Annotated in this window: 23 protein-coding genes; 12 read left to right on the top strand and 11 right to left on the bottom strand. The window is 66.0% G+C overall.

All coding sequences use genetic code 11. From position 1 onward, the window contains the following. The first annotated feature begins 58 nt into the window (after positions 1–58). From ipdE1 to fadA6, 4 genes are read left to right on the top strand one after another with little or no spacing between them, the layout of a single operon-like run. Positions 59–1,213, top strand: a complete 1,155-nt coding sequence (gene ipdE1, locus AB4879_RS12280) for an acyl-CoA dehydrogenase IpdE1 (protein ID WP_370507788.1) — start codon at positions 59–61, stop codon at positions 1,211–1,213. Then, the gene (gene ipdF / locus AB4879_RS12275) at positions 1,213–2,004 is read left to right on the top strand and encodes a (5R,7aS)-5-hydroxy-7a-methyl-1-oxo-2,3,5,6,7,7a-hexahydro-1H-indene-carboxyl-CoA reductase (RefSeq protein ID WP_102807296.1); all 792 of its coding nucleotides are present in this window, start codon (positions 1,213–1,215) and stop codon (positions 2,002–2,004) included. Before ipdE1 ends, ipdF begins: the two co-directional genes overlap by 1 nt. Further along, entirely contained in the window at positions 1,986–2,591 is a 606-nt protein-coding gene (gene kstR2, locus AB4879_RS12270) for a TetR family transcriptional regulator KstR2 (protein ID WP_370507894.1), read from the top strand. Before ipdF ends, kstR2 begins: the two co-directional genes overlap by 19 nt. A 10-nt stretch (positions 2,592–2,601) precedes the next feature. Then, positions 2,602–3,759 carry a steroid 3-ketoacyl-CoA thiolase FadA6 gene (gene fadA6, locus AB4879_RS12265; RefSeq protein ID WP_102807295.1) on the top strand — a complete coding sequence of 386 codons (1,158 nt, stop codon included), beginning with the start codon at positions 2,602–2,604 and terminating at the stop codon, positions 3,757–3,759. Positions 3,760–3,789: 30 nt separating this feature from the next. Here the strand turns inward: fadA6 and AB4879_RS12260 are convergent, their stop codons facing one another. The 7 genes from AB4879_RS12260 to echA20 are packed head-to-tail and all read right to left on the bottom strand — an operon-like array spanning position 3,790 to position 9,804. Further along, positions 3,790–4,902 carry an NDMA-dependent alcohol dehydrogenase gene (locus AB4879_RS12260; protein WP_102807294.1) on the bottom strand — a complete coding sequence of 371 codons (1,113 nt, stop codon included), beginning with the start codon at positions 4,900–4,902 and terminating at the stop codon, positions 3,790–3,792. Between the two features lie 46 nt (positions 4,903–4,948). Beyond that, positions 4,949–5,686 (bottom strand): hypothetical protein, encoded by a 738-nt coding sequence (locus AB4879_RS12255; protein WP_370507787.1) that lies wholly within the window; start codon positions 5,684–5,686, stop codon positions 4,949–4,951. Beyond that, positions 5,683–6,324: a SatD family protein gene (locus AB4879_RS12250; protein WP_370507786.1), complete on the bottom strand. Its 642-nt coding sequence runs from the start codon at positions 6,322–6,324 to the stop codon at positions 5,683–5,685. Before AB4879_RS12250 ends, AB4879_RS12255 begins: the two co-directional genes overlap by 4 nt. Before the next feature lie 43 nt (positions 6,325–6,367). Next, positions 6,368–7,426 (bottom strand): (3aS,4S,5R,7aS)-5-hydroxy-7a-methyl-1-oxo-octahydro-1H-indene-4-carboxyl-CoA dehydrogenase, encoded by a 1,059-nt coding sequence (gene ipdC / locus AB4879_RS12245; RefSeq protein WP_370507785.1) that lies wholly within the window; start codon positions 7,424–7,426, stop codon positions 6,368–6,370. Then, positions 7,426–8,172 (bottom strand): cholesterol ring-cleaving hydrolase subunit IpdB, encoded by a 747-nt coding sequence (gene ipdB, locus AB4879_RS12240; RefSeq protein WP_370507784.1) that lies wholly within the window; start codon positions 8,170–8,172, stop codon positions 7,426–7,428. The genes ipdC and ipdB overlap by 1 nt, the downstream gene beginning before the upstream one ends. Further along, positions 8,169–9,047: a cholesterol ring-cleaving hydrolase subunit IpdA gene (gene ipdA / locus AB4879_RS12235; protein WP_370507783.1), complete on the bottom strand. Its 879-nt coding sequence runs from the start codon at positions 9,045–9,047 to the stop codon at positions 8,169–8,171. The genes ipdB and ipdA overlap by 4 nt, the downstream gene beginning before the upstream one ends. A gap of 1 nt (position 9,048) precedes the next feature. Then, the gene (gene echA20, locus AB4879_RS12230) at positions 9,049–9,804 is read right to left on the bottom strand and encodes a (7aS)-7a-methyl-1,5-dioxo-2,3,5,6,7,7a-hexahydro-1H-indene-carboxyl-CoA hydrolase (RefSeq protein ID WP_370507782.1); all 756 of its coding nucleotides are present in this window, start codon (positions 9,802–9,804) and stop codon (positions 9,049–9,051) included. A gap of 32 nt (positions 9,805–9,836) precedes the next feature. On the opposite strand from echA20, the gene AB4879_RS12225 reads away from it, so the two are divergent. Continuing rightward, positions 9,837–10,652: an SDR family oxidoreductase gene (locus tag AB4879_RS12225; RefSeq protein ID WP_370507893.1), complete on the top strand. Its 816-nt coding sequence runs from the start codon at positions 9,837–9,839 to the stop codon at positions 10,650–10,652. Positions 10,653–10,665: 13 nt separating this feature from the next. Continuing rightward, positions 10,666–11,571 (top strand): SDR family oxidoreductase, encoded by a 906-nt coding sequence (locus AB4879_RS12220; RefSeq protein ID WP_370507781.1) that lies wholly within the window; start codon positions 10,666–10,668, stop codon positions 11,569–11,571. Between the two features lies 1 nt (position 11,572). On the opposite strand, the gene AB4879_RS12215 is transcribed toward AB4879_RS12220, so the two are convergent. Further along, a complete protein-coding gene (locus AB4879_RS12215; RefSeq protein ID WP_102807386.1) occupies positions 11,573–11,977 on the bottom strand; it encodes a nitroreductase family deazaflavin-dependent oxidoreductase in 405 nt (134 codons plus the stop codon). Positions 11,978–12,061: 84 nt separating this feature from the next. Further along, entirely contained in the window at positions 12,062–13,711 is a 1,650-nt protein-coding gene (locus tag AB4879_RS12210; RefSeq protein ID WP_370507780.1) for an amidohydrolase, read from the bottom strand. Positions 13,712–13,888: 177 nt separating this feature from the next. Between AB4879_RS12210 and AB4879_RS12205 the strand changes: the two genes are divergently transcribed. The 5 genes from AB4879_RS12205 to AB4879_RS12185 all read left to right on the top strand — a co-directional run bounded on the left by AB4879_RS12205 (position 13,889) and on the right by AB4879_RS12185 (position 20,805). Next, positions 13,889–15,292 (top strand): cytosine permease, encoded by a 1,404-nt coding sequence (locus AB4879_RS12205; RefSeq protein ID WP_370507779.1) that lies wholly within the window; start codon positions 13,889–13,891, stop codon positions 15,290–15,292. Then, the gene (locus tag AB4879_RS12200; RefSeq protein ID WP_370507778.1) at positions 15,289–16,884 is read left to right on the top strand and encodes a GMC family oxidoreductase; all 1,596 of its coding nucleotides are present in this window, start codon (positions 15,289–15,291) and stop codon (positions 16,882–16,884) included. The genes AB4879_RS12205 and AB4879_RS12200 overlap by 4 nt, the downstream gene beginning before the upstream one ends. 58 nt (positions 16,885–16,942) lie before the next feature. Continuing rightward, entirely contained in the window at positions 16,943–17,542 is a 600-nt protein-coding gene (locus AB4879_RS12195; RefSeq protein WP_370507777.1) for a TetR/AcrR family transcriptional regulator, read from the top strand. 110 nt (positions 17,543–17,652) lie between these two features. Next, positions 17,653–19,071 carry an aspartate aminotransferase family protein gene (locus tag AB4879_RS12190; RefSeq protein ID WP_370507776.1) on the top strand — a complete coding sequence of 473 codons (1,419 nt, stop codon included), beginning with the start codon at positions 17,653–17,655 and terminating at the stop codon, positions 19,069–19,071. A gap of 189 nt (positions 19,072–19,260) precedes the next feature. Continuing rightward, positions 19,261–20,805, top strand: a complete 1,545-nt coding sequence (locus AB4879_RS12185) for an APC family permease (RefSeq protein ID WP_370507775.1) — start codon at positions 19,261–19,263, stop codon at positions 20,803–20,805. A 54-nt stretch (positions 20,806–20,859) separates the two neighbouring features. On the opposite strand, the gene AB4879_RS12180 is transcribed toward AB4879_RS12185, so the two are convergent. Both AB4879_RS12180 and AB4879_RS12175 read right to left on the bottom strand, forming a co-directional pair. Beyond that, positions 20,860–21,423, bottom strand: coding sequence for a YitT family protein (locus tag AB4879_RS12180; RefSeq protein ID WP_370507774.1), 564 nt, complete (start codon positions 21,421–21,423; stop codon positions 20,860–20,862). Positions 21,424–21,493: 70 nt separating this feature from the next. Continuing rightward, positions 21,494–22,990: an aldehyde dehydrogenase gene (locus tag AB4879_RS12175; RefSeq protein WP_370507773.1), complete on the bottom strand. Its 1,497-nt coding sequence runs from the start codon at positions 22,988–22,990 to the stop codon at positions 21,494–21,496. 87 nt (positions 22,991–23,077) lie between these two features. On the opposite strand from AB4879_RS12175, the gene AB4879_RS12170 reads away from it, so the two are divergent. Then, positions 23,078–23,989 (top strand): LysR family transcriptional regulator, encoded by a 912-nt coding sequence (locus AB4879_RS12170; protein ID WP_370507772.1) that lies wholly within the window; start codon positions 23,078–23,080, stop codon positions 23,987–23,989. The last annotated feature ends 80 nt before the right edge of the window (positions 23,990–24,069 follow it).

The raw sequence follows: 24,069 nt of genomic DNA, 5'->3' as shown, positions 1-24,069 counted from the left end.
ACCCGGTGCATCGGTCCCGGGCTAACAAAGCAAGTGCTTGGTAGGTTAGCCTACAAGGGTGATCACGGTCGAGGAGTTCCGGGCGGAGGTCCGCGAGTGGCTGGCCGACAATCTGGTCGGTGAATATGCCGCACTCAAAGGCCTCGGCGGCCCGGGTCGCGAGCATGAATCCTTCGAGGAGCGGTTGGCCTGGAACCAGCACCTTGCAGCAGCGGGCCTGACCTGCCTGGGCTGGCCGGTGGAGCACGGCGGGCGCGGCCTGTCGGTCGCCCACCGGGTGGCGTTCTACGAGGAGTACGCCAAAGCCGACGCCCCGGACAAGGTCAACCACCTCGGCGAGGAGCTGCTCGGGCCCACCCTGATCGCGTTCGGCACCCCCGAGCAGCAGCAGCGGTTCCTGCCGCGGATCCTCGACGTCACCGAGCTGTGGTCGCAGGGCTATTCCGAGCCCGGCGCCGGCAGTGACTTGGCCAACGTCGCCACCTCAGCCGTCCTCGACGGTGAGGATCAGCAGTGGCATATCAATGGGCAGAAGGTGTGGACCTCGCTGGCGCACTGGGCGCAGTGGTGCTTCGTGGTCGTTCGCACGGAAAAGGGCTCCAAGCGGCACGCCGGCCTGTCCTTCCTGCTGGTGCCGCTCGATCAGCCGGGCGTGGAGATCCGCCCGATCATTCAGCTGACCGGCGACTCGGAGTTCAACGAGGTCTTCTTCACCGATGCCCGCACCGATGCGAGTCTGGTGGTGGGCGAGCCGGGCGACGGCTGGCGGGTGGCGATGGGGTTGCTGACTTTCGAGCGCGGGGTGTCCACTCTCGGCCAGCAGATCCGTTATGCCCGTGAGCTTTCCGGTGTCGCCGAGCTGGCCAAGTCCAACGGTGCGATCGACGATCCGCTGATCCGCGAGCGACTCACCCGGTCGTGGGCGGGGCTGCAGACCATGCGCTCTTATGCCTTGGCAACCATGGACGTGGAACAGCCGGGTCAAGACAACGTGTCGAAGCTGTTGTGGGCGAACTGGCATCGCGATCTCGGCGAGCTGGCGATGGACATCAAGGGCCGCTCCGGGCTGCTTCTGGATGGCGGCGAGTTCGACGAATGGCAGCGGCTGTTCCTGTTCTCCCGGTCGGACACCATCTACGGCGGGTCCAACGAGATCCAGCGCAACATCATCGCCGAGCGGGTGCTCGGCCTACCTCGAGAGGCGAAGGGCTAGTGGCGTCATTGTCGGAGGTGCCCGAAGAGATCGCGGGCCACGGTCTGCTGACCGGGAAGGTCGTCGTCGTGACGGCGGCGGCGGGTACCGGTATCGGATCGTCTACTGCGCGCCGCGCGCTGCTCGAAGGTGCCGATGTCGTCGTCTCCGACCATCACGAACGCCGGCTCGGTGAAACCCGGGACCAGCTGGCCGAATTGGGGTTGGGCCGGGTCGAAGCGGTGGTGTGCGATGTCACGTCGACCGCTCAGGTCGACGCGCTGATCGCATCCACCACCGCGCGGCTGGGCCGCCTCGACGTGCTGGTGAACAACGCCGGCCTCGGCGGCACCACTCCTGTCATCGACGTGACGGACGAGGAATGGGACCGGGTGCTCAACGTCACGTTGACCTCGACGATGCGGGCGACCCGCGCGGCGCTGCGGTACTTCCGCGACGCCGGTCACGGCGGTGTGATCGTCAACAACGCCAGTGTGCTCGGATGGCGGGCGCAGCATTCGCAGTCGCACTACGCCGCCGCCAAGGCCGGCGTGATGGCGCTGACCCGATGCAGCGCAATCGAAGCCGTCGAATACGGGGTGCGCATCAACGCCGTGTCGCCGAGCATCGCGCGGCACAAGTTCCTGGAGAAGACCAGCTCCGCCGACCTGCTCGACCGGCTCTCAGAGGGCGAGGCATTCGGCCGCGCCGCCGAGCCGTGGGAGGTGGCGGCCACCATCGCGTTCCTGGCCAGTGACTATTCGAGTTACCTGACCGGCGAAATCATTTCGGTATCGAGTCAACGCGCGTGACCGAGCAGCCGGTCAGCCGTCGCGACGAGCTTCTGGTGCTCGCCGCGACGATGTTCGCCGAGCGCGGCCTGCGTGCGACCACTGTGCGCGACATCGCCGACTCGGCGGGCATTCTGTCCGGCAGCCTCTATCACCACTTCAAGAGCAAGGAGCAGATGGTCGAGGAGGTCCTGCGCGACTTCCTGGACTGGCTGTTCGACCGTTACCAGCAGATCATCACCACCGAGCCGAATCCGTTGGAGCGGTTGAAGGGTCTGTTCATGACGTCCTTCGAGGCAATCGAAGACCGGCACGCCCAGGTGGTGATCTACCAGGACGAAGCCAAACGGCTGACGACCTTGCCGCAGTTCGATTTCGTCGAGGCTCGCAACAAAGAGCAGCGCAAGATGTGGCTCGACCTGCTCAACTCCGGCGTCGAGCAGGGCTACTTCCGGCCCGACATCGACGTCGACGTGGTGTACCGGTTCATCCGGGACACCACGTGGGTTTCCGTGCGTTGGTACCAGCCGGGTGGCCCGCTGACGGCCGAAGAGGTTGGCCGCCAATACCTTTCCATCGTCCTCGGCGGAATAGCCGCCGCAAAGTAAGGAGATCGACATGGCCCCCGCTTCACAGGCATACGTCATCGACGCCGTACGCACCGCGGTCGGCAAGCGCAACGGTTCGCTGGCCCACGTCCATCCCATCGACCTCGGCGTGGTGGCGTTCCGCGGCATCTTCGACCGGGTCGACGTCGACCCCGGCGCCGTGGAGGACGCGATCGTCGGCTGCCTGGACACCATCGGCCCGCAGGCCGGCAACATCGGCCGCAACACCTGGCTGGCGGCCGGGTTCCCCGAAGAGGTGCCGGGCGTGACCGTCGACCGCCAGTGCGGCTCCAGCCAGCAGGCGATTTCCTTTGGCGCCCAAGCCATCATGGCGGGTACCGCAGACCTCATTCTGGCCGGCGGCATGCAGAACATGAGCCGCATCCCGATCTCGTCGGCGATGACCGTCGCCGAGCAGTTCGGCTTCACCTCACCGACCAACGAGTCTGAGAACTGGCTGCACCGCTACGGCGATCAGGAGATCTCACAGTTCCGCGGCGCGGAGATGATCGCCGAGAAGTGGGGCCTGTCCCGCGAGGAGATGGAAGAGTTCTCCAAGGGCAGCCACGACAAGGCCTTCGCCGCCATCCGCAACGGCAACTTCGAGAACGAGATCGTCCCGGTGGGCGAGTTCCGCACCGACGAGGGCCCACGCGAGTCCACCCTGGAGAAGCTGGCCAGCTTGAAGACGCTGCGCGAGGGTGGCCGCCTGACCGCCGCCATGGCCAGCCAGATCTCCGACGGCGCCAGCGCGGTGCTCCTTGCCAGCGAGCAGGCCGTCAAGGACCACAAGCTCACTCCGCGGGCGCGCATCCACCACATCAGCGCCCGCGGCGCCGATCCGGTGTTCATGCTCACCGGCCCGATCCCGGCGACCAAGTACGCACTCGACAAGGCCGGCCTGACGATCGACGACATCGACGTCGTCGAGATCAACGAGGCGTTCGCGCCGGTGGTGATGGCCTGGCTCAAGGAGACCAAGGCCGACCCGGAGAAGGTCAACCCCAACGGCGGTGCGATCGCACTGGGCCACCCGCTCGGTGCCACCGGGGCCAAGTTGTTCACCACCATGCTCAACGAGCTCGAGCGCCGCGGCGGCCGCTACGGCCTGCAGACGATGTGCGAAGGCGGCGGCACCGCCAACGTCACGATCATCGAACGGCTCTAACGAGTTTGTGTCTGCTCACCGGCCCCGGCGTCAGTGGTCGTGCAGCACGACTCCACGGATGTTGCGGCCGGCGAGCATGTCGTCGTAGGCGTTGTTGATCTCGCCCAGCTTGTATTCGTGGGTGACGGTCTCGTCGAGCAGCAGCTTGCCCTGGCGGTAGAGGCTGAGCAGCTTGGGGATATCCGCGCGCGGGTTGGCCTGGCCGTAGAGGCTGCCGAGGAGCCGCTTCTGGAAGAGTGTGAACATCGTCATCGGCAGCACCGGCGTCACGTCGGTCATCGGCGCCAGCGCGGTGAGCACCACGGCGCCGCCCTTGCTGACGAGTTCCAGTGCGTCGTTGATCATCTGGCCTTCGACCAGCCCGACCGTCAGCAGCGCGGAATCGGCCATCACGCCCTTGGTCAGCTCGCGCACCAACTCGGTGCCTTCCGCGATCGACGTCGCGAAGTGGGTGGCGCCGAACAGAAATGCCTTGTCCCGCTTGCTCTCCACGATGTCGATCACGATGATCTTCTCCGCGCCCGCCAGCCGCGCGCCCTGGATGGCACCGCTACCGATGCCGCCGCAACCGATCACCACCACGGTGTCACCCGGCGCCACATCGGCGGTGTTGACCGCCGAACCCCACCCGGTGGTGACACCGCACCCGAGCAGGCAGGCCCGGGTCAGCGGGATGTCGTCGTCGATCTTGACCAGCGAGGCCTCCGGCACCGTGCCGTAGGGGGCGAAGGTGCCCAAACCGATTGCCGCGTAGATGTCTTGGCCGCGGGCATGCCGGCGGAAGGTGCCGTCGGGCTGCAGGCCCATGAGGATCTCGGCACCCATGTCGCACAGGTTCGACTTGCCGGTCGCGCACCAGCGGCAGCGTCCGCATGCGGGAAGGAATGCGGCGACGATGTGATCGCCGACCTTGAGGTCCCGAACTCCCGGCCCGACCTCCTGCACGATGCCCGCGCCTTCGTGCCCACCGATCAGCGGAATGGGCGCGACCAGATCACCGTCGCGGATGTGGTGATCGGAGTGGCACAGCCCGGTGGCCTCGAACGAGACCAGGACCTCGCCGTCCTTCGGCGGATCGAGCTCGACTTCTTCGACGCTCCAGTCTTGGCCGTAATCCCACAAGATGGCGGCATTCATTTTCATGGTGCACAACGTATGACGCCGACGCCGTCCCGCGACGGCGATTCGGCTAACCGAGAGCGGTCAGGGCGAGGCCACCGAGCGCCACGATCCAGCTGGCGAAGCTGCCCACCAGAAAGTACTCAGTCACGTCGTCGATCCCGATTCCGCCATTCTCCCTGGCCTTTTGGGCATTGATCTCCGGAAAACGGATGATGCTCTTGGCCGCCACCACCGCCGACGCGACGGCCAGCTGCCCGGCCAGGGCCAGCCCCACGATCAACAACCGTTCCATCGGCCCGAGCAGCCGCCCGCCCTTCAACTTGTCGGACGGCTGCGGCTCGCCGGCGGGCTTGACCGAGCCCACCGACCCCAGCAGCAGACGGACCAGCTGGTTACCTGTCACGATCTGCAGCAGAATCACGCCGACCACCAACATGATTCGGGTCGGATCGACCGCGGACACCGGGGCCCACCCGAGCCAGGCCTTGACCGGGCCGGTCACCGGCGAACCCAATCCGGACAGCAGGATCAACACCGCCAATACGGCCCCGAACAACACCAGCGGCGCCGCTTGCCAGCGGCCACCGGCCCGCTCGGCGCGGGTGCATGACAGCTCCCAGGCCACCGAGGCAGCCGCGGCGATGCCGACCAGGACCAGATCGCCGGGATGCAGCAGCCCGCACAGCGCGGCCGCGATCATCGCGACCACCGGACCGATGACGACGGCCGGCCATCGGCGCTGGGTCAACCTGCGCAGGCCGTCGGCGCAGCCGACGGCGATCAGAAACACCGCGACGGCGCTCACCGGACAGCCCTGAGCTGTTCGGAAGCCAGCACCAGCAGATCCAGTCCATCGCGCGCGGTGCGCTGGGACACCGCCGATGCACTGATTCCTTCCATGGCTGCCAGTTCCTTCTTCGTCTTGTGGTCGAGCAGTCCCCGCAGGATCCGAAGAGACCGGGCGTCTATCGATCCAAGCAGGTGGTCCCGACACAACAGGGCGGCGTTGACGGCCTGGGGGTCAGGCCCGGTGTCGCCGTAGCGGCGGTAGGCGGTGCGCACCGTCGCCAGCGCAGGTTGCTGCTGGGCGGCTGCCGTCCACTCGATGGCTTCCCGCGCCGACCACCAACCGGGGCCGTCCTGAATGCCGGTGTCGGAGTCGAGCACGGCCACCTCGCCCCAACCGATACCGAAGCGCACGTCGATGTCGGGGTCGAGCGCCAAGCGCACGGTCAACGCGGCGTCGATCGCGGCGCCGACGGTCGGATAGCTGCCCTGGAACTCGTCACCGACCGTGAACGCAGGAGGGTCCGGCGCGACTGCCCCGAGCGCGTCGGTGACGCGACGGTGCAGGTCCGCGCGGTCGGCGGAGTGGCGGGAGTCGACGACGTCGCCGATCAAAGCCGCCCGACATGATGAAGCGATAACCTTCACTTCAGGCATATGAAGATTATAGCTTCATTTGAACAAAATGAAGCGAATAGCTTTACACGATGTAGGAGCCGGCCGACTGTAGGTGTTTGATGGCGTCGGTGACGATGGCCTCGACCAGTTCGGCGCAGGACGGCAGATTCTCGATGATCCCGGCGACCTGGCCGGAGGCGAGTACACCCGCCTCGGTGTTGCCTTCGACCAGCCCGGCCTTCAGCAGCATCGGGGTGTTGGCGGCCATCAGCACCTGCGACCAGGTGAGGTCCTTGCCGTGGCGCATTGCTAGACCGTCGCGGATCATCCCCGCCCACGTCATCTGCGACATCTTCTTGAATTTGGCGGCATTGCGCGCGGCGGCGGTGAAACCGCGGATCGGCGAGCCGCTCTCGAGTTTCTCGACGAGTTCGGTGCGCAGCACCCGGTGCGGCATGCCGTCGACCCGGGTGGACACCACGGTGCCGTCCAGCGCGGCCGTGAGGTATCGCTGCTTGATTTCCTCGGGCACGGTCGAATCCGAGGTCAGCAGGAAGCGGGTTCCCATCGCGACTCCCGCCGCGCCGTAGGACAGCGCCGCGGCCAGACCGCGTCCGTCGAAGAAGCCACCGGCGGCGATCACCGGGATGTCGACGGCGTCGAGCACCGACGGCAGCAGCAGGGTGGTCGCGACCGGGCCGGTGTGACCGCCGCCTTCACCGCCCTGCACGATCACCGCGTCGGCGCCCCAGCCGGCCACCTTACGAGCATGCTTGGCCGCCCCGACCGACGGAATCACCACGGAGCCCGCCTCTTTGAGCTTCGCGATCAGCTCCTGCTTCGGCGCCAGGGCGAACGACGCGACCTTGACACCCTCTCGGATCATCAGGTCGACCCGGTCGCCGGCATCTGCGCCGTCGGCCCGGATATTGACTCCGAAGGGTTTGTCCGTGGTGGCCTTCACCTTGCGGATGGCGGTCGCCAACTCGTCGATCGTCATCGTCGCCGAGGCGAGGATGCCGAGGCCGCCGGCATTCGAGGTGGCCGAGACCAGTCGGGCGCCGGCAACCCAGCCCATGCCGGTCTGTACCACCGGGTGCTCGATGCCGACCAAGTCCGTCAGCGGCGTCTTGAGCTTCATTACTTGACTTCTCTGTCCCGCAACGACTTCGGGTCGATGACTTCTTGCAGGAGCTTCTGCTCCTCACCGGACGGCAGCCGGGAGGTCTCGGCCTCGCCGAGGCCGTGCACCTCGAACGAGGTGTTCTCCGCGACCTGCTCGGGCTCCACGCCCGGATGCAGCGACACCGCGCGCATCTGGTGGTCGGGTCCGTTGAAGTCGAACACGCCGAGGTTGGTCACCACCCGGTAGACGTTCATGAAGCGGTAGGCGGGATTGTCCGGATCGACCTTGTCCCAGCCGATTCCGGAGACGATGTCGACGCTCTCGCCGAACACCCGCTTGGAATGGTTGCCGACCCAGTAGCTCGTCGCGTGGTTGATCGTGTTACCCGGAGCGCCGCGCACGCCGAACATCTGCCGCGTCGGATGCTGCAGCGGACCGAAAGCGGACAGGTTCTGGTTGCCGTAGCGGTCGATCTGGTTGGCACCCATCACCACATGGCGACGTCCCCAGGCGAGCGTCTCGAAGACGCGGCCGAACGGCATCCAGCCCTCGATGGCTCCGGTGGCGCCCATCGCCGGGGTGTCGGCGAGGATGCGCGCCTCGCCGTCGGTCAGCAGGATGTCGGGGGAGAACGTCAGCCGGGCCAACCGGGCACCGATCGACACCATGTTGGCCATCGGGCTGACCATGATTTCGCCTGCGGCACGGAACAATTCCGCGCAGGCGACTGCGCACACCTCGGCGCGGGTCGCGGAGATCATGCTTGTTCCTCCTTGAACTTGCGCACTGCGGCTTGGTAGTCGTCTTCGCTGCCCGACAGATAGGTCGAGACGAACTCGGCCCACGTCTCGTCGGATCCGGCGGCCTCGGCGTAGTGACGCTGAAATTTCTCGTCGCGACGGTAGTCGGGCTCGGCGGTGGTGAAGTGTGCACCGTTGGGTGCCTCGATGACCTTGTCGACCATCATGCGGTTGATCAGGAGTGCTTGCGGCGGAACTGATTTCACCAGCTCGTCGGTCGGCACCACCTTCTCGACCGACATGACGCGCTGCTGCGCCGACATCAGGAACAGGTCGTCGAAGTACGGGTCGATGCCGGTGTACGCGGCATTGCCTTGTGCGTCACCGAGATTGAGGTGCACCAGCGCGACGTCCAGGTTCAGGGCGGGCATGGCGACCAGCTCTTCGTAGCCACTACCGGTGGGGTACGGCGACTTGACGGTCTTGAGCTCGTCACCCCAGAACGCCTGCACGTCACTGCCCAGTCCGGCGCGGATCGGCAGGAACGGCAGCCGCTGGGCGGCAGCCTGCAGACCGCAGCGCAGCATGCCCTCGTCCATCTCACGCGCCTCGATCGCACCCGTCGTGCGGGCCTTGGCGAACCACGGATCGTAGAACGGCGGCGAGTCCAATGACACGAAGCCGTAGTAGACCCGCTTGACCTTGCCCGCCGAACAGAGCAGTCCGAGATCGGGGCCGCCGTAGGTGACGACGGTCAGATCGGTGACGTCGGTGCGCAGCAGGGCGCGCACAAGAGCCATCGGCTTACGTCGGGAGCCCCAACCGCCGATACCTATCGTCATCCCGCTCTCGACGACGGCTACCGCCTCATCGAGGGTTGTCCGCTTGTCTGCCATGCTATTTCGATCCCTTGTCAGTTCCCGCAAACGCGTCGCGGTGCTCATCGGAGACGCCGGCCAGGTTCAATTCGAACGTGAAGCCCTGCTCCATCCGGTACCGGGCATTGACCGGCTGGACGTCGATGAAGTTCAGCGCCTCCTTGGCGGCGCGGATCACCCGGGTGTCCTTGGACGCGATGTCGCGGGCCACCCGCAGTGCCGCCTCGTCGAGGTCGGCGCGGGGCACCACCTCGTGCACCGAGCCGAAATGATGCAACGTCTCGGCGCTCACCGTCGCGGCGGTGAAGAACAGCCGGCGCATCATGTGCTGCGGCACCAACCGGGACAGGTGGGTGGCCGCGCCCAGTGCGCCGCGCTCCACCTCGGGCAGACCGAACTTCGCGTCGTCGGATGCGACGATCACGTCGGAGTTGCCGACCAGTCCGATGCCACCGCCGACACAGAATCCGTTGACCGCCGCGACCACCGGAACCTCGCACTCGTACACCGCGCGGAATGCGTGGAAGCACCCGCGGTTGGCGTCGATCAGCGCGGTGAACCCTTCGGTGTTCTGCATCTCCTTGATGTCGACACCGGCGTTGAAGCCGCGGCCCTCGGCGCGCAGGATCACCACGTGGGTGTTCATGTCGCGGCCCGCCGCGGTGATGGCGTCACCGAGTTCGAACCAGCCGCGGGAGGGGATTGCGTTGACGGGCGGGTAGTTCACCGTGACGGCGACGATGCCCGGTTCGACGGTGCTGGTGGTGATGGTCATCGGGATACCTGGGCCACTTCCTGACGGGGTGAATACCTAAGCAAGCACTTGCTTGGTACGCTAGCACAGTGACCGAAGCGGCTGACAGCGGTATCAACCTGCAACTGAGCGCCTCTGTCGTCCTCGTGACGGGGGGTGTGCGGGGTGTCGGCGCCGGAATCAGCGCTGTCTTCGCCGCGCAGGGCGCCACCGTCATCACGTGCGCCCGGCGTCCGGTCGAGGGGTCGCCGTACGAGTTCAGGGCATGCGACATCCGCGACGACGACGCCGTCAAGGCTCTCATCGACGGGATCGTCGCCGACCACGGGCGCCTCGACGTCGTCGTCAACAATGCCGGCGGCTCACCCTATGTACTCGCGGCCGATGCGTCGGCGAAATTCAGCACCAAGATCGTGGAGCTCAATCTCCTTGGTGCGCTGTCGGTCTCGCAGCACGCCAATGCCGTGATGCAGACCCAGGACTCCGGTGGCTCGATCATCAACATCACCAGCGTGAGCGGCCGACGGCCCACACCGGGCACCGTCGCCTACGGGGCGGCCAAGGCCGGCATGGAGAACATGACCACCACGCTCGCCGTGGAATGGGCGCCGAAGGTCCGGGTCAACTCCGTCGTCGTCGGCATGGTCGAGACCGAACAGTCCGAACTTTTCTACGGTGACGCCGAATCCATCGCGGCGATTTCGGCGAACGTGCCGCTGGGCAGGCTGGCCAAGCCCGAGGACATCGGTTGGGCCACAGCATTTCTCGCCTCTCCAGCGGCGTCCTACATCAGTGGTGCATCGCTGGAGGTACACGGCGGCGGGGAACCGCCGCACTACCTGTCGACCACCACTGCCGACATCAAATAAGGAGAAAACGTCAATGGGACTTCTCGACGGCCGTGTCGTCATCGTGACGGGAGCGGGCGGCGGCATCGGCCGGGCGCACGCGCTGGCGTTCGCCGCTGAAGGCGCGCGCGTGGTGGTCAACGACATCGGGGTCGGGCTCGACGGCTCGCCGGCCGGTGGCGGTAGCGCCGCGCAGGGTGTGGTGGACGAGATCACCGCTGCCGGGGGGGAAGCCGTCGCCAACGGGTCCAACGTCGCGGACTGGGCGCAGGCCGAGGCGCTGATCCAGACCGCGGTCGATTCGTTCGGTGGACTCGACGTGCTGGTGAACAACGCCGGCATCGTGCGGGACCGGATGTTCGTCAACGCCACCGAGGACGAATTCGACGCCGTCACCGCGGTGCACCTCAAGGGGCACTTCGCCACCATGAAGCACGCCGGAGCCTACTGGCGCGCGCAGTCCAAGGCGGGCAACGCCGTTGATGCCCGCATCATCAACACCAGCTCCGGCGCCGGCCTGCAGGGCAGCGTCGGGCAGGCGACCTACAGCGCATCGAAGGCGGGTATCGCGGCCCTGACGTTGGTTGCCGCCGCCGAGATGGGCCGATTCGGCGTCACCGTCAACGCCATTGCACCGTCGGCGCGTACCCGGATGACCGAGACCGTGTTCGCCGACATGATGGCCACGCAGGACAGCGATTTCGATGCGATGGCACCGGAGAACGTTTCGCCACTGGTGGTCTGGCTCGGCAGTGTGGAGTCCAAGGACGTCACCGGCCAGGTGTTCGAGGTCGAGGGCGGCATCATCCGGGTGGCCGAGGGCTGGAACCGCGGCGGGACCATCGACAAGGGCGACCGGTGGGATCCCGTCGAGCTCGGCCCGGTCGTGCGCGACTTGATCGCCAACTCGCGCACCCCGCTGCCGGTCTTCGGCGCCTAGCTCACAGCGGCTCGCACACCACCAGCGGGATGCGCCGGTCCGCAGCGTCCTGATACCCCTTGTACGGCGGGTAGATTCGCGTCAGCTGGCGCCAGTACACCCGGCGCTCGTCGTCGGTGGCGTCCCGCGCCGTCATATCCCGGACGTCAGCGCGCACCTGCACCTGAACCTTCGGGTTGGCTTTGAGGTTCAGGTACCACGCGGGATTGGAGTCCCGGCCGCCATAGGAGGCGGGCAACACGATGCGCTCCCCGTCCTGCAGATACAACGTGGCGGTGGTGCGCGGCTGACCGGACTTGCGGCCGGTAGTCGTCAGTAGTGCGGCGGGAAACCACAGCAGCTTGGCGCCCAGCTTGCCGTTGGTGCGGCGATACACCGCAATGTGGGCGCGGGCGAAGTACTTCATCGCTTTCGCCAGCACGCTCGAGTTGCGAATGGGGTGGGACTGGTCGGTCACGACTGTGAGATGCCCGCGATGGCCGAATGTGAATCACCCCCGGTGCACGACCTCGCCGCCGACCATGGTCAGCGCCACCTGTAGGGTCCCGACGTCCTCGGCGCCGAACACGTCGCCGTCGAGTGCGACCAGGTCGGCGATCTTGCCGACGGCGATGGTGCCGCGCTGCTCGTCATGGTTGGCGTACGCCGAGCCGGCGGTGTACGCCGCCAGGGCGGTGCGCAATCCGATGGCCTCCTGTGCCTGCAATGGAGTGTCGAACACGTCCGTGCCGACTGCATGCGGATCGGCACGGGTACCTGTGCGGTGCACGGCGGTGTGGATGGCCCACAACGGGTTGGGATCGGTCACCGGCCAGTCGCTGCCCATCGCCAGGCGCGCACCATGTCGTTGCAATGATCCGAACGGGAAGTGCCACCGAGCGCGGTCCGGTCCCAGTAGCGGCAGCTTGCGCTCGACGATCTCACTGTCTCGACGCGCCCACAACGCCTGGATGTTTGCGATCACGCCGAGCGCACCGAATCGCGGGATGTCGCTCGGGTCGACGACGTCGAGGTGCGCGATCTGGTGTCGCCCGTCGAACTGCGGCGTCGATCGGACCGCCACTTCCAGCGCGTCGAGACACTCGCGCACGGCGCGGTCGCCGACGGCATGCATGTGAATCTGAAAGCGTTCGGCGGCAAGACGAATCGCTATCTCAGTGAGCTCGCTCGCGTCGATGAACGACATCCCGGTCGGCGCACTGCCGTAGGTGCCGCTGTGATAGGGCGCAAGCATCGCTGCCGTGCAGTTCTCACAGATGCCGTCCTGCATCACTTTCACGGTCGTGGCGCTGAACCGGCCTTGCCCCGCTGCGGCGCGGCGGGCCAGTAGCTCGTCCATCTGGGCCAGCCCCGCCTCGGCCGTCCACCACAGTGCTCCGACCACCCGCGAGGTGAGCTCACCGGCGGCATCCGCGTCGAGGTAGGTGGCGAGAATGTCAGTGAGCCCGAACGCCGGAATGCCGACCCCCGCGTCCTGCCAGCTCGTGACGCCGACCGAGTGCAGCCGTCGCTGTGCCTCGAGCAGAGCTCGCCGGAGGAACTCCGGGGTGACCTGCGGGATGAGCCGGTTGAGCGGTTCGGCTGCGCTTTCGAAGAGCATCCCGGTCGGCTGGCCATCGTGGTCGCGGACGATGCGGCCGCCCGGCGGGTCGACGGTGTCATGGTCGATTCCCGCGAGTGCGAGCGCGCGGCTGTTGACCCAGACGCCGTGGCCGTCGTGGCTCGACAGCACGACCGGGCGGTCGGCCACCAGATCGTCGATATCGGCGGCGGTGGGGAAACCACCGTCGAACGCGTCGCCGTACCAGCCGCTTCCCGCGATCACGTGATCCTCGGGATGGGCTGCCGCGTAATCGGCTATCGCCGCGCGATAGCCGGCCCGGTCGTGGGCGAGTGTGGACAGATCGCAACGGAGAGCCTGCATTCCGGCGGCGACGGGATGGACGTGGGCGTCGATGAAGCCGGGCAGCAGGGTCGCGCCGCCGAGGTCGATGATCTGGGTGCCGGCGCCGATCAGGTCCCGGTCGACACCGCGCCCGACGGCTACTATCCGGCCCTCTCGCACCGCGACGCTGTCGGCGGGGTCGGCACCGTCTGGGCGAAAGACCGAGGCATTGACGAAGACGTAGTCGGCGTGCACCGGAAGATCGTCACGCCGGCTCGGTACCCGGTCAACGTCGACTTCTCGATGGCTTACATCGATGAAATAGATCTAGCAGTCCGGTTCTTTGTGATTTATCCGTTTCAGTCCTGGCCGAATACTGAGAGTGGTCGCGGTCTCAGCCGCGAAAAACGTCGTATGTGAAGGCCGGTGTCCATGACCGCACCCAGCTCCAGACCGGAATCCGTCGAACGCCGGACGATCGATCACGTTCCGGTGGACGAACGCCATGGCCGCGCGCGTGATCTGTTCACGGTGTGGTTCGGCTCCAACATCATGCTGCTGACGATCATCACCGGGGCCCTGTCCACCACGGTCTTCGGTCTGCCCTGGTGGGCCGGTGCGGTCGCGGTGGTACTCGGCAACGTGGTCGGCGCCGTCGTGATGGCATTGCACGCTGCACAGGGACCGCAGATGGGGGTACCCCAGATGCTGCAGACCCGCGCCCAGTTCGGTTCGTACGGCAGCCTTCTGGTCGTGGTTCTGGTGGTGTTCATGTATCTGGGGTTCTTCGCCTCCAACGCGGTCCTGGGCGGACAAGCCCTTTCGCACGTGACCGGCATCCCCACCAACTGGTCGATCGTGATCATCGGACTGATCAGCGTGGCTGCCACCATCGTGGGCTACCGGCTGATCCACCGGGTGACAGCGGTGTTGTCGGTAGTGGCCGGTGGTGCGCTCGTCGTCGCCTTCGTGTGGATCGTCGGCGTCAACGGCGTGCCTGCCGGCACGTGGCACACCGACGGTTTTACCTGGGTCGGCTTCATGGCCACGCTCTCGGTCGCCGCTCTGTGGCAGATCGCTTACGCCCCATACGTTTCCGATTACACCCGGTATATGCCGAAGGATACCGGCCAGCGCGCCGCGTTCTGGGGCACCTACTCGGGGTGTGTGCTCGGCTCGGTGCTACCGATGCTGCTCGGTGTGCTGGTTGGTGCCGCGCTGCCCAACGACGAGACACTCGACGGACTCTCGACGCTGACCCACGGCGTCACGACCGGGGTGTTCGCGATCTTCGCGATCGGTATCACCGCCACCAACGCGATGAACTTGTATTGCGGAACGCTGTCGACGATCACGATCGGGCAGAACATCGTCCCGCGATGGAATCCCCAGGCCGGCAGTCGCGCGGCCGTCGCGATCGTGCTGTTCGTGCTCACGTTGATCCCGGCGCTTGTCAGCGCGGACGACTTCCTGGCCAACTACGCCAACTTCCTGGCGCTGCTGTTGTGTGTGCTGATTCCGTGGACGGCGGTGAACCTGGTCGACTACTACCTGTTGCGCCACGGCCACTATGACATCGACGCGCTCTTCGAACGTGACGGCGGAATATACGGCCGCTTCAACTGGGTGGCCATTGGCTGCTACTTCGCCGGCATCCTGGTTCAGATCCCGTTCCTGTCGACGACGTTGTTCACCGGTTTCGCCGCCGAGGCCATCGGCAAGGTGGATATCTCGTGGATCGTCGGCCTGGCCGTCATCTGCCCGCTCTACTACGTGCTGATGCGGCCACGCGTTTCCGCCGCAACCATAACCGGCGCGGCACCGAGCGTCGCGTGAGCGATTGCGAGTTCCTGGTCGTCGGGGGTGGCACCGCGGGATGCATTGTTGCCGCGCGCCTTTCGGCGAGCCCCGACGTCCGGGTCACCCTGATCGAGCCCGGGCCTTCGGACGCAGGCGAACCCCGTGCGCTGGACATCCGCCGGTGGCCGGAGATGGTGGAGAGCGAGTACGACCTCGACTACCGCAGCATCGCGCAACAGCGGGGCAACTCCAACATCCGCCAGGCGCGGATGCGCATCCTGGGCGGATGCTCCACGGCCAACACCATGATCAGCTGGCGACCGCTGGCCGCCGATCTGCAGGAGTGGGCGGCACTCGGTGTCGAGGGCTGGGACTCTGACACGGTCGACGCCTGCTTCGACAGATTAGCGACGCCGATCGTTCCGATACCCGAGCAAGATCAGAATCGTTACCTCGCCGACGTCGTTGCATCCGCGGTGACCGCCCTCGATCTGCCTCGGCGGTCGAACTGGAACAGCGATGCCGACTTCGCCCGCACCGGGGTGGGAGCGGGCTTCTTCGAGATCGGCTACACGCCCGAGACTCATCTGCGGTCGTCGACATCGGTGCACTACCTTCACGACATCATCGGCGTGCGCGACAACCTCATTGTTCGGCACGGAATGCGCGCGGTGCGCATCGTGCTCGAGGACGGGGTCGCGGTGGGCGTGGTAGCCGTCGACGATGACGGAACGGAGCACGATATTCGTGCCTCGCGCGAGGTGATCTTGTGTTGCGGAGCAATCGACTCGCCGAAGTTGTTGCAGCTCTCGGGGATCGGGCCGCAAGACGTTTTGGCCGCGGCGGGTGTGACGACTGTCGTGGACAGCCCTGGTGTCGGGGAGAATCTGATGGACCATGCTGAGGGCCTCATTGTCTGGGAGGCCCGGCGCGACATCCCCGACACCTGTGCCACCGGCTGGGACGCCGGTGCCGCGGTGCGGCTGCGCAGCGATGGTCCCGCGCGGCCCGACGTCCTCATGCACTTTCCGGTGGAGGCCGTCGCCGACCATGCCGTCACCTACGGTGTCGAACTGCCCGATCGGATCGTGGCGTTGGCGCCCAACGTCGCGAAGCCGGTCAGCCGGGGCCGCGTGTGGATCACCACGGCGGATCCCGAGGCACCGCCCGAGATCGACTACGGCTACTTCACCGACAGCGACGGCGCCGATGAAGCGACATTGATCGCCGGGATCCGCCTAGCTCGACGGATCGCAGCGACGGCACCGATGTCGGAGTGGATCGGTGCAGAGGTCTTTCCCGGAGCGGACCTCACCACCGACGAGGAACTCTCGCCCGCACTGCGCGCCACCCACCAGACCGTCTACCACGTGTCCGGCACGTGCCGGATGGGAGCATCCGAAGACCCACTGGCGGTGTGTGATTCGAGATTGCGTGTTCGCGGTGTGCGCGGGTTGCGGGTCGTCGACGCGTCGGTACTCCCGACGATCCCCTCGGTCAACCCGGTGGGGACGATCATGGCGGTTGCCGAACGTGCCAGCGACCTTATCGCCGAGGACAATCGCACGAGAGTGACGGTGCCTCGCATGCCGTGCGATGACTCGCAGATGGCGTCGTCAGACCGATAGGAGAGCCGGCGGCGTACCGTACCCTTGGCGGACACCTCGGGACGGGTAGGAGCAGGCTGTGGCGCGAGTGCGCAACCAGGACGCCCGACGCAGTCAATTGGTGGCAGCGGCGATCGAGGTCATCGCCGACCGTGGGCTGGGTGCCGTGCGCGCCAAGGACATTGCCGAGGTCGCGGGTATATCGCCCCGGCTGGTGGCTTACTACTACCCGGAGATCGACGATCTCATCGACGAGGTGTACCGCAGCGCCGTTGACCGGTACTACTGGCAACGGCTGGAGGCGATCAGCAAGCTCGACAGTCCGGTCGACCGGCTCGTCAGTCTGATCGAATCGGGCCTCCCCGCCGGGGACGGTGACATGCTCAGCCGAGCTCTGTACGAGTTCTCCGTCAACGCCGGACGTGAACCCACTCATGGCACGCTCATGACGCTGCTGTTCGAGCGGGAGGTCTCGCTGTACGTCTCCGTTCTCGAATCTGGCGAGAAGACACAAGATTTCGTGCTATCAGAGTCGGTGCTCGCGATCGCACAGAACTTTGTCGCACTCGAGGACGCCTTCGGCATGTATATCAACGGGGGCAACTCGTCTTTGGACGCCGGCGCCGCCGCGGCCTTGCTGCGCAGTTATGCGCGCTCGGCCACCGGAATCGATATCTGATAAACCCGCTGTCCCACTTGACGTGAACTCCTCCAAGGAGCATTCTTTGCGGTATAGCGCAAAGAATGTGAGCGATCCGATGCGAACATCCGGTGAGAGGACAGCACCACATGACCGACACGATCGAGAGCCCCAGCACTTCGGTTCATGCCGCCGAGACGGCCGACTTGGGAAGATTGGCCCAGCGGCACCTGGTCATGAGTTTCACCGCGGGCTCGGCATACACGGGTGCGCCACCGCCGGTCATGGTCCGGGGAGCGGGAAGTCGTCTTTGGGATGCCGACGGGCGTGAATACATCGACGCGCTGGCCGGATTGTTCTGTGTCAACGTCGGTTACAGCTTCGGCGCGGAGATCGGCAACGCCGTTCGCGACCAGATGGCCGAGCTGCCCTACTACACCAACTGGAACGCCGCGCACCCGCCGGCGGTGAAGCTGGCAGCCAAGATCGCCGAGTTGGCACCACCTGGGTTGGACCGCGTGTACTTCACCTCCGGCGGCGGTGAGTCCAACGAAGCCGCAGTCAAACTCATCCGCCAGTATCACCAGGCTCGCGGTGAGTACACCCGAATCAAGTTCCTCTCGCGCCGCTCGGCGTACCACGGAACGTCCTACGCGGCACTGTCTCTCAACGGGATGACCAATTTACGCAAACAGTTCGAGCCGCTGATGTACGGGTCTCGGCACATCTCGAACAGCAAGCGTTACAGGCGGCCGGCGGGAGAGACCGAAGAGCAGTTCACCGGTCTGCTCCTGAGCGAGATGGAATCGTTGATCGTGCAGGAGGGCCCGGAAACCGTGGCGGGGATCTTCCTGGAGCCGCTGCAGAACGCGGGGGGCTCGCTGGTGCCGCCTGCGGGGTACCACGAAGGCGTGCGGGAGATCTGCGATCGGTACGGCATCGTGCTGGTCGCCGATGAGGTGATCTGTGGATTCGGCAGGCTCGGGGAGTGGTTCGGTTCGACCCGGTTCAATGTCGCGCCCGACATCATCACCTTCGCAAAGGGGGTGTCGTCAGCGCATGTGCCCCTCGGCGGCATGATCACCAAGAGTGAGATTCTGGATGCGGTCAACAACGGGCCAGACGGAATGTATTTGCACGGCTTGACGTTCGGCGGTCATCCTGCTGCCTGTGCGGCCGGACTGGCGAACATCGCGGTGATGGAGCGTGAGGACGTACTCGGAAACGTCAGGCGCAACGAGGACTACTTCAGCGCGCAGCTGGACACTCTGCGCGACCAGCAACTCGTCGGCGACGTTCGAGGTCTTGGCTACCACTACTCATTGGAATTGGTGACCGACAAGCAGCGGCGCACGTGGGCCGCTGAGACGGCAGCCAACGACTTCGTCTACGACATGCTCCAGCCTGCGCTGCTGAAGGCTGGAATCCTTTGCCGCGCAGCGGTGGATCACGAGGGCGCACCGTTGGTTCAGTTCTCCCCGCCATTGGTGTTCGACCGGGCGGACATCGACGAACTGGTCGCGCGAATGCGCAGGCTGCTCGACGAGCTGGCCGGGTCCGTGCGGTAGCCGCTTGGGCAAGGTGCCCGAGGCCGCCGGCTTCGGGCGCTTTGTCGATCCCGAAAATGGTTGTGCTACATCGATTTATACGATTCCTTAATCAGGAAAAGAGTGCTTTACAGGTGGCCGCGCGGGCCTCAGTGTCATATCTCACAGCAGCGGTATTCCATCGCTGACGACTCAAGTAAGGCGCGATAAATGGCCCCAGACAAGCCATTCGAAGTATCGGCGGAGCAACAGACTGTACTGGCCGCCAGTCAGACCAGACATCTGCAGAAGTCGCTCGGCCGGCTCGACATCATCTTTCTCATCGTGGCAGCGGTGGTCTCCATCGAAGTGCTCGGGCAGGTATCCAGCTTCGGAGGTCAGACCTTCACCTGGGCACTTGTGCTTGCGGTGCTGTTTCTGGTGCCGTACGGGCTGATCTTCGCCGAGATCGGCAGTACCTTCACCGACGAGGGCGGTGTGTACGTGTGGGTGCGGCGGGCGTTCGGCCGGCCGATCGCTGCCATCGCCTCGCTGTTGACGTGGGTGACACAGCCGGTGTGGGTGGGCGGATCGTGCACGTTCATCGCTGCGGAGGTGTGGAGTAAGTACGTCATGCCGTTTGAACACGGCTCACTGACCGACTACCTGTTCAAGACCGTATTCGTCTGGATGACTGTGCTCGCCGCTGTCGTCAGCCTTCGGCACGGCAAGTGGATCCCCAACCTGGGCGCCATCCTCAAGATCGGATTCCTGGTGAGCTTCCTCGTGACCGCCGGAATTTATGCCACCCGCAACGGCCTGGCCGGATTGACGGGTAGTGACTTCTCCCCGACTCTTGCGGGTCTGCTCGGTGTCACGCCGTTGCTGTTGTTCTCCTACCTGGGATTCGAGTCCGGCAACAGTGCGGCCGAAGAGATGAAGAAACCGGCCCGCGACGTACCTATCGCCATCGCACGCTCGTCGGCCATCGCCGCGGCCGCCTACCTGCTGCCGATCGCCGCCATACTGCTCGTCGTGCCCGCCGACCAGATCACCGGTATCGGCGGCCTGATGGAAGCGGTCGCCACCGTCTACAGCGTCTACGGCTCCGCGGCTCCGGTGATGCTGACAGTGACCGGCGTGGTGTTCGCACTCGTGCTCATGACGCAGGGCTCTGCGTGGATGATCATCAGCGACCGAATGCAGGCAATGGCTGCGGCCGACGGGGCGTTCTTCGGGGGCTTCTTCGGTCGCTTCCACCCAAAACTGGGGACGCCCGTGCGGGTGAATCTGCTGTCCGGCGTCGTCGGCACCGTCTTCATGCTGGCAGCGATGGCCGTCAGTGGCTCAGCGGCAGCGGTTTTCGGCGTCGTGCTGTCGATCTCGGTGTCGACGTTCCTGTTGAGCTATCTGATCTCTATTCCGGCGGCGGTGCGTCTGCGCACGGCATTCCCAGACGTGGTCCGACCGTTCCGGGTCCCGGTGTCGAACAACGTGTTCCGCGCGATGGGTGCGCTCTGCTTCGCCTGGGTGGCACTCGGGAGTTGGGTTGCCGTCTTCCCCGGCACGCTGGACCACCTCTTCGGGTTGGATTACGACTTCGAGGAGACCTGGGGTGTGAGTGCGGGCGTCTTCGAGGCGTTCACGCTCGGCACACTGGCCGCTCTGACCGCCCTGGGACTCATCGGCTATCTGACCGCGAAACCACTTCGGACCGAACAACGCTCCGTCGACCGTGTCGACGCGACCTCGAAGGGCGAACACGCCCTGCACTGAGGCGCTGGTGTCGCGGCCGCGTGGTGGGCCAGGTCTCCACCCGCGGTCGCGATATCAGATGTCGCTGTAGGGGATCCGGCCCACCAGTCGCACCGCGAGGTGGACGCAGGGTCCGATGAAAGCCGCGAACAGCAGGGTTCCGATCCCCGCGACGCCGCCCAGCAGCCAGCCAGCGATCAAGACGGTCGCCTCGACGGCGCCTCGTGCGGCGCCGAGTGGCCACCCAGAGACCCGCGCGATTCCGGTCATGAGGCCGTCCCGCGGACCGGGTCCGAGCCCGGTAGAGAGGTAGATTCCACTACCCACCGCGACGACGAGGATGCCGCCGACGCACAGCCCCACCCGCCCCGCCAGGACGGTGAGATCAGGCAACCAGTGCAGCGTCACATCGAGCGCCGTTCCAACGAGGAGCACGTTGGCAACCGTGCCGAGACCGGGCCTCTGCCGAAGGGGGATCCACAACAGCAGCACCAGGGCGCCGATGAGATTCGTCATCAATCCGATGGACAGTCCGGTGCGCACTGCGGTGCCCTGTGCGAACACCGTCCACGGCGAGTTACCCAGGTGCGCGGCGACGATCATGGCCTCCCCGGTGCCGAACAGCCATTGGCCGGCCACTAGACGCACCGCCCGCAGCGGGCTCGGCGCCCACCTGGTCAGCACGTCGAATGCAGCGAATCGCGCTGTGCTACAGGGCGATCCACGTAGTCTTGAGGCCCGTGTACTTGTCGAGTGCGTGCAGGGACAGATCCCGGCCGAAGCCGGACTGTTTGAAGCCGCCGAACGGCGTCTGCGCGCTCAGCGCGTCGACCGTGTTCACCGACACGGTGCCTGCTCGCAACGCGGCGGAGACCGTGTGGGCGCGGCGCAGGTCGTTTGTCCATACCGACGCGGCCAAGCCGTAGACGGTGTCGTTCGCCATCCGGATCGCATCGTCCTGATCGTCGAAGGTCTGAACGGCGAGAACGGGCCCGAACACTTCATCGGTGATCAGTTCGTCGGCCGGGCCGAGTCCCGTCACGACGGTCGGCTCGATGAAACAGCCGCCGTCGATGCGTCTACCGCCGGCGCGGATGTCGCCGTGCTCGCGTGCCCTGTCCACGAAGCCGAGGACGTGTTCGGTGTGGGCGGCGTCGACGATGGCGCCCTGCACGGCCGCCGGATCCAGCGGATTGCCCGGCCGCATCTGCGCGGCGCGGTTCACCAACTCGGCGACGAACTCCTCGGCGATCGACTTCTGCACCAGCAGGCGAGAATTCGACGAGCACACCGCGCCCTGGTTGTAAAAGGCGCCGAACAGTGCCTTCTCGATAGCCTGCTCCAGGTCGGCGTCCGCGAACACCAGATTGGGACTCTTGCCGCCGCATTCGAGCCAGACCTGCTTGAGGTTGGAGTCGGCGGCGTAGCGCAGGAACGCCTTTCCGGTGGCGGTCGAGCCGGTGAAGGCGAGGACGTCGACGTCGGGATGCAGACCGAGCGCAGCACCCGCGGTCTGACCGAGACCCGGGACGACGTTGAATACCCCATGGGGCACGCCGGCTTCGATGGCCAGTTCGGCCAGCCGCAGCGAGGACAGCGGAGCGCGCTCGGAAGGCTTGAGTACCACGGAGTTTCCGGCAGCCAGTGCAGGGGCGACCTTCCACACGGCGAGGTCGAGCGGGAAGTTCCACGGTGTCACGGCGCCGACCACGCCCAGCGGCTCCCGGGTGACCAGCGCCAGGTTGCCGGGTTCGGTGGGGGCGATCTCGCCGTTGATCTTGTCCAGTGCCTCGCCGTAGTAGGCGACCAGGCCGGCGGCCGAGGGGACATCGACGGTGTGGGCCTCGGTGACGAGCTTGCCCATGTCCATGGAGTCCAGCAATGCCAGTTCGACGCTGTGCTCGGTGATCAAGTCCGCCAGCCGCAACAGCACCCGCTTGCGCTCGGAGATCGAGGAGCGTGACCACTGGCCGCCGTCAAACGCGCGCCGGGCGGATCGCACGGCGAGATCGACATCGACGTCCTGGGCCGAGGCCACCGCTGCGATGACGTCGCCGGTGGCGGGGTTGACCGAGTCGAAGGTCGCCCCGGATTCGGCCGGCCGGAAGGTGCCGTCGATGAAGACGCCGGCTCGAGGCTCGACCTCGGCGGCGTGCCGGGTCCAGTCGGCCAGATTCTCGGGGTGGGCATCTGCGGTGAGTGTCACGGCTCCACCCTGCACTGACGCTATGAACCTGTACAGCAGGTGTTTCCGAACCCTAGGATCGGTTTTCCTGATGCGGAAGGCGTCGACATGTCCGACTACACGTTGCGGCAACTCGAATACTTCGTCGCCGTGGCCGAGGCCGGCAGCGTCACCCGGGCTGCGGCATCGGTCCACCTGTCGCAGTCGGCGATGTCGGCCGCACTGGCCGACCTGGAGAACGCGTTGTCGGTCCAGCTACTCGTTCGCCATCACGCTCGCGGCATCAGCTTGACGCCCGCGGGCAAGGAGCTGCTGGTGGCCAGCCGCCAGCTCTTGGCTTCGGCGGCCGACCTGCGCGCGGTCGCACAGGGGCTGGGCACCTCGCTCAGTGGCACCCTGTCGATCGGCTGCTTCCAAGTGGTGGCGCCCTACCTATTGCCGGAGCTGCTGGCCACCGCCGCCGAGAAACTTCCCAAACTCGACCTACTGACCACCGAGGTCGACCTCGCCGATCTGGCCGAAGGAGTTGCCAACGGGACCTTCGAACTCGGGATCGGCTATGACCTCGTGGACGATCCGCGGTTGAAGCGCTGGCCGTTGTACACGCTGCCGCCCTATGTCCTGGTTTCGGGGGAGCACCCCTTCGCCACACGGGACAGCGTCGACCTCGCCGAACTGGCCGACGAACCGATGGTGTTGCTCGACCTGCCGCACAGCCGCGACTACTTCCAGAGCGTGTTCCGGGCTGCCGGTGTCACGCCGAACATCCGGTATCGCTCGACGACGGTCGAGACCTGCCGGGCGCTGGTCGGTCGCGGCCTGGCCTACTGCGTGCTCAACCTGCGGGCCGCCGTCCCGACGGCGCTCGACGGCCACGCCGTGGCAGCGGTCCCGATCAGTGGTGACCCGCCGAGCCTGACCGTGGTGCTGCTCGACGCTGTCGCCGCCCGCCCCACCCGCCGGGCCAGCGTGATAGCCGACCTCTGCCGCAACCTGTTCGCGAACCCGCCCACGATCTGACGTCCCGAACTGCGTGGATCGGTTTCCTCGATGCCGTACATCGGATCTACGCGCTGTACAGATGCAAGCGTGGCTTGAAC

This window comes from Mycobacterium sp. SA01 (genome assembly GCF_041287105.1).
In the GTDB taxonomy this organism is placed as follows: domain Bacteria; phylum Actinomycetota; class Actinomycetes; order Mycobacteriales; family Mycobacteriaceae; genus Mycobacterium.
This window is presented reverse-complemented; position numbering and strand designations above follow the sequence as displayed.

What these genes read in the sequence shown, in the direction of transcription:
- echA20 (WP_370507782.1), bottom strand. Translation starts at nt 9,804, where the DNA reads ATGACCATCACCACCAGCACCGTCGAACCGGGCATCGTCGCCGTCACG.
- AB4879_RS12260 (WP_102807294.1), bottom strand. Translation starts at nt 4,902, where the DNA reads ATGAAAATGAATGCCGCCATCTTGTGGGATTACGGCCAAGACTGGAGC.
- AB4879_RS12170 (WP_370507772.1), top strand. Translation starts at nt 23,078, where the DNA reads ATGTCCGACTACACGTTGCGGCAACTCGAATACTTCGTCGCCGTGGCC.
- AB4879_RS12205 (WP_370507779.1), top strand. Translation starts at nt 13,889, where the DNA reads ATGACCGCACCCAGCTCCAGACCGGAATCCGTCGAACGCCGGACGATC.
- AB4879_RS12220 (WP_370507781.1), top strand. Translation starts at nt 10,666, where the DNA reads ATGGGACTTCTCGACGGCCGTGTCGTCATCGTGACGGGAGCGGGCGGC.
- AB4879_RS12215 (WP_102807386.1), bottom strand. Translation starts at nt 11,977, where the DNA reads ATGAAGTACTTCGCCCGCGCCCACATTGCGGTGTATCGCCGCACCAAC.
- ipdB (WP_370507784.1), bottom strand. Translation starts at nt 8,172, where the DNA reads ATGATCTCCGCGACCCGCGCCGAGGTGTGCGCAGTCGCCTGCGCGGAA.
- fadA6 (WP_102807295.1), top strand. Translation starts at nt 2,602, where the DNA reads ATGGCCCCCGCTTCACAGGCATACGTCATCGACGCCGTACGCACCGCG.
- AB4879_RS12185 (WP_370507775.1), top strand. Translation starts at nt 19,261, where the DNA reads ATGGCCCCAGACAAGCCATTCGAAGTATCGGCGGAGCAACAGACTGTA.
- AB4879_RS12190 (WP_370507776.1), top strand. Translation starts at nt 17,653, where the DNA reads ATGACCGACACGATCGAGAGCCCCAGCACTTCGGTTCATGCCGCCGAG.
- AB4879_RS12250 (WP_370507786.1), bottom strand. Translation starts at nt 6,324, where the DNA reads ATGCCTGAAGTGAAGGTTATCGCTTCATCATGTCGGGCGGCTTTGATC.
- ipdC (WP_370507785.1), bottom strand. Translation starts at nt 7,426, where the DNA reads ATGAAGCTCAAGACGCCGCTGACGGACTTGGTCGGCATCGAGCACCCG.
- ipdA (WP_370507783.1), bottom strand. Translation starts at nt 9,047, where the DNA reads ATGGCAGACAAGCGGACAACCCTCGATGAGGCGGTAGCCGTCGTCGAG.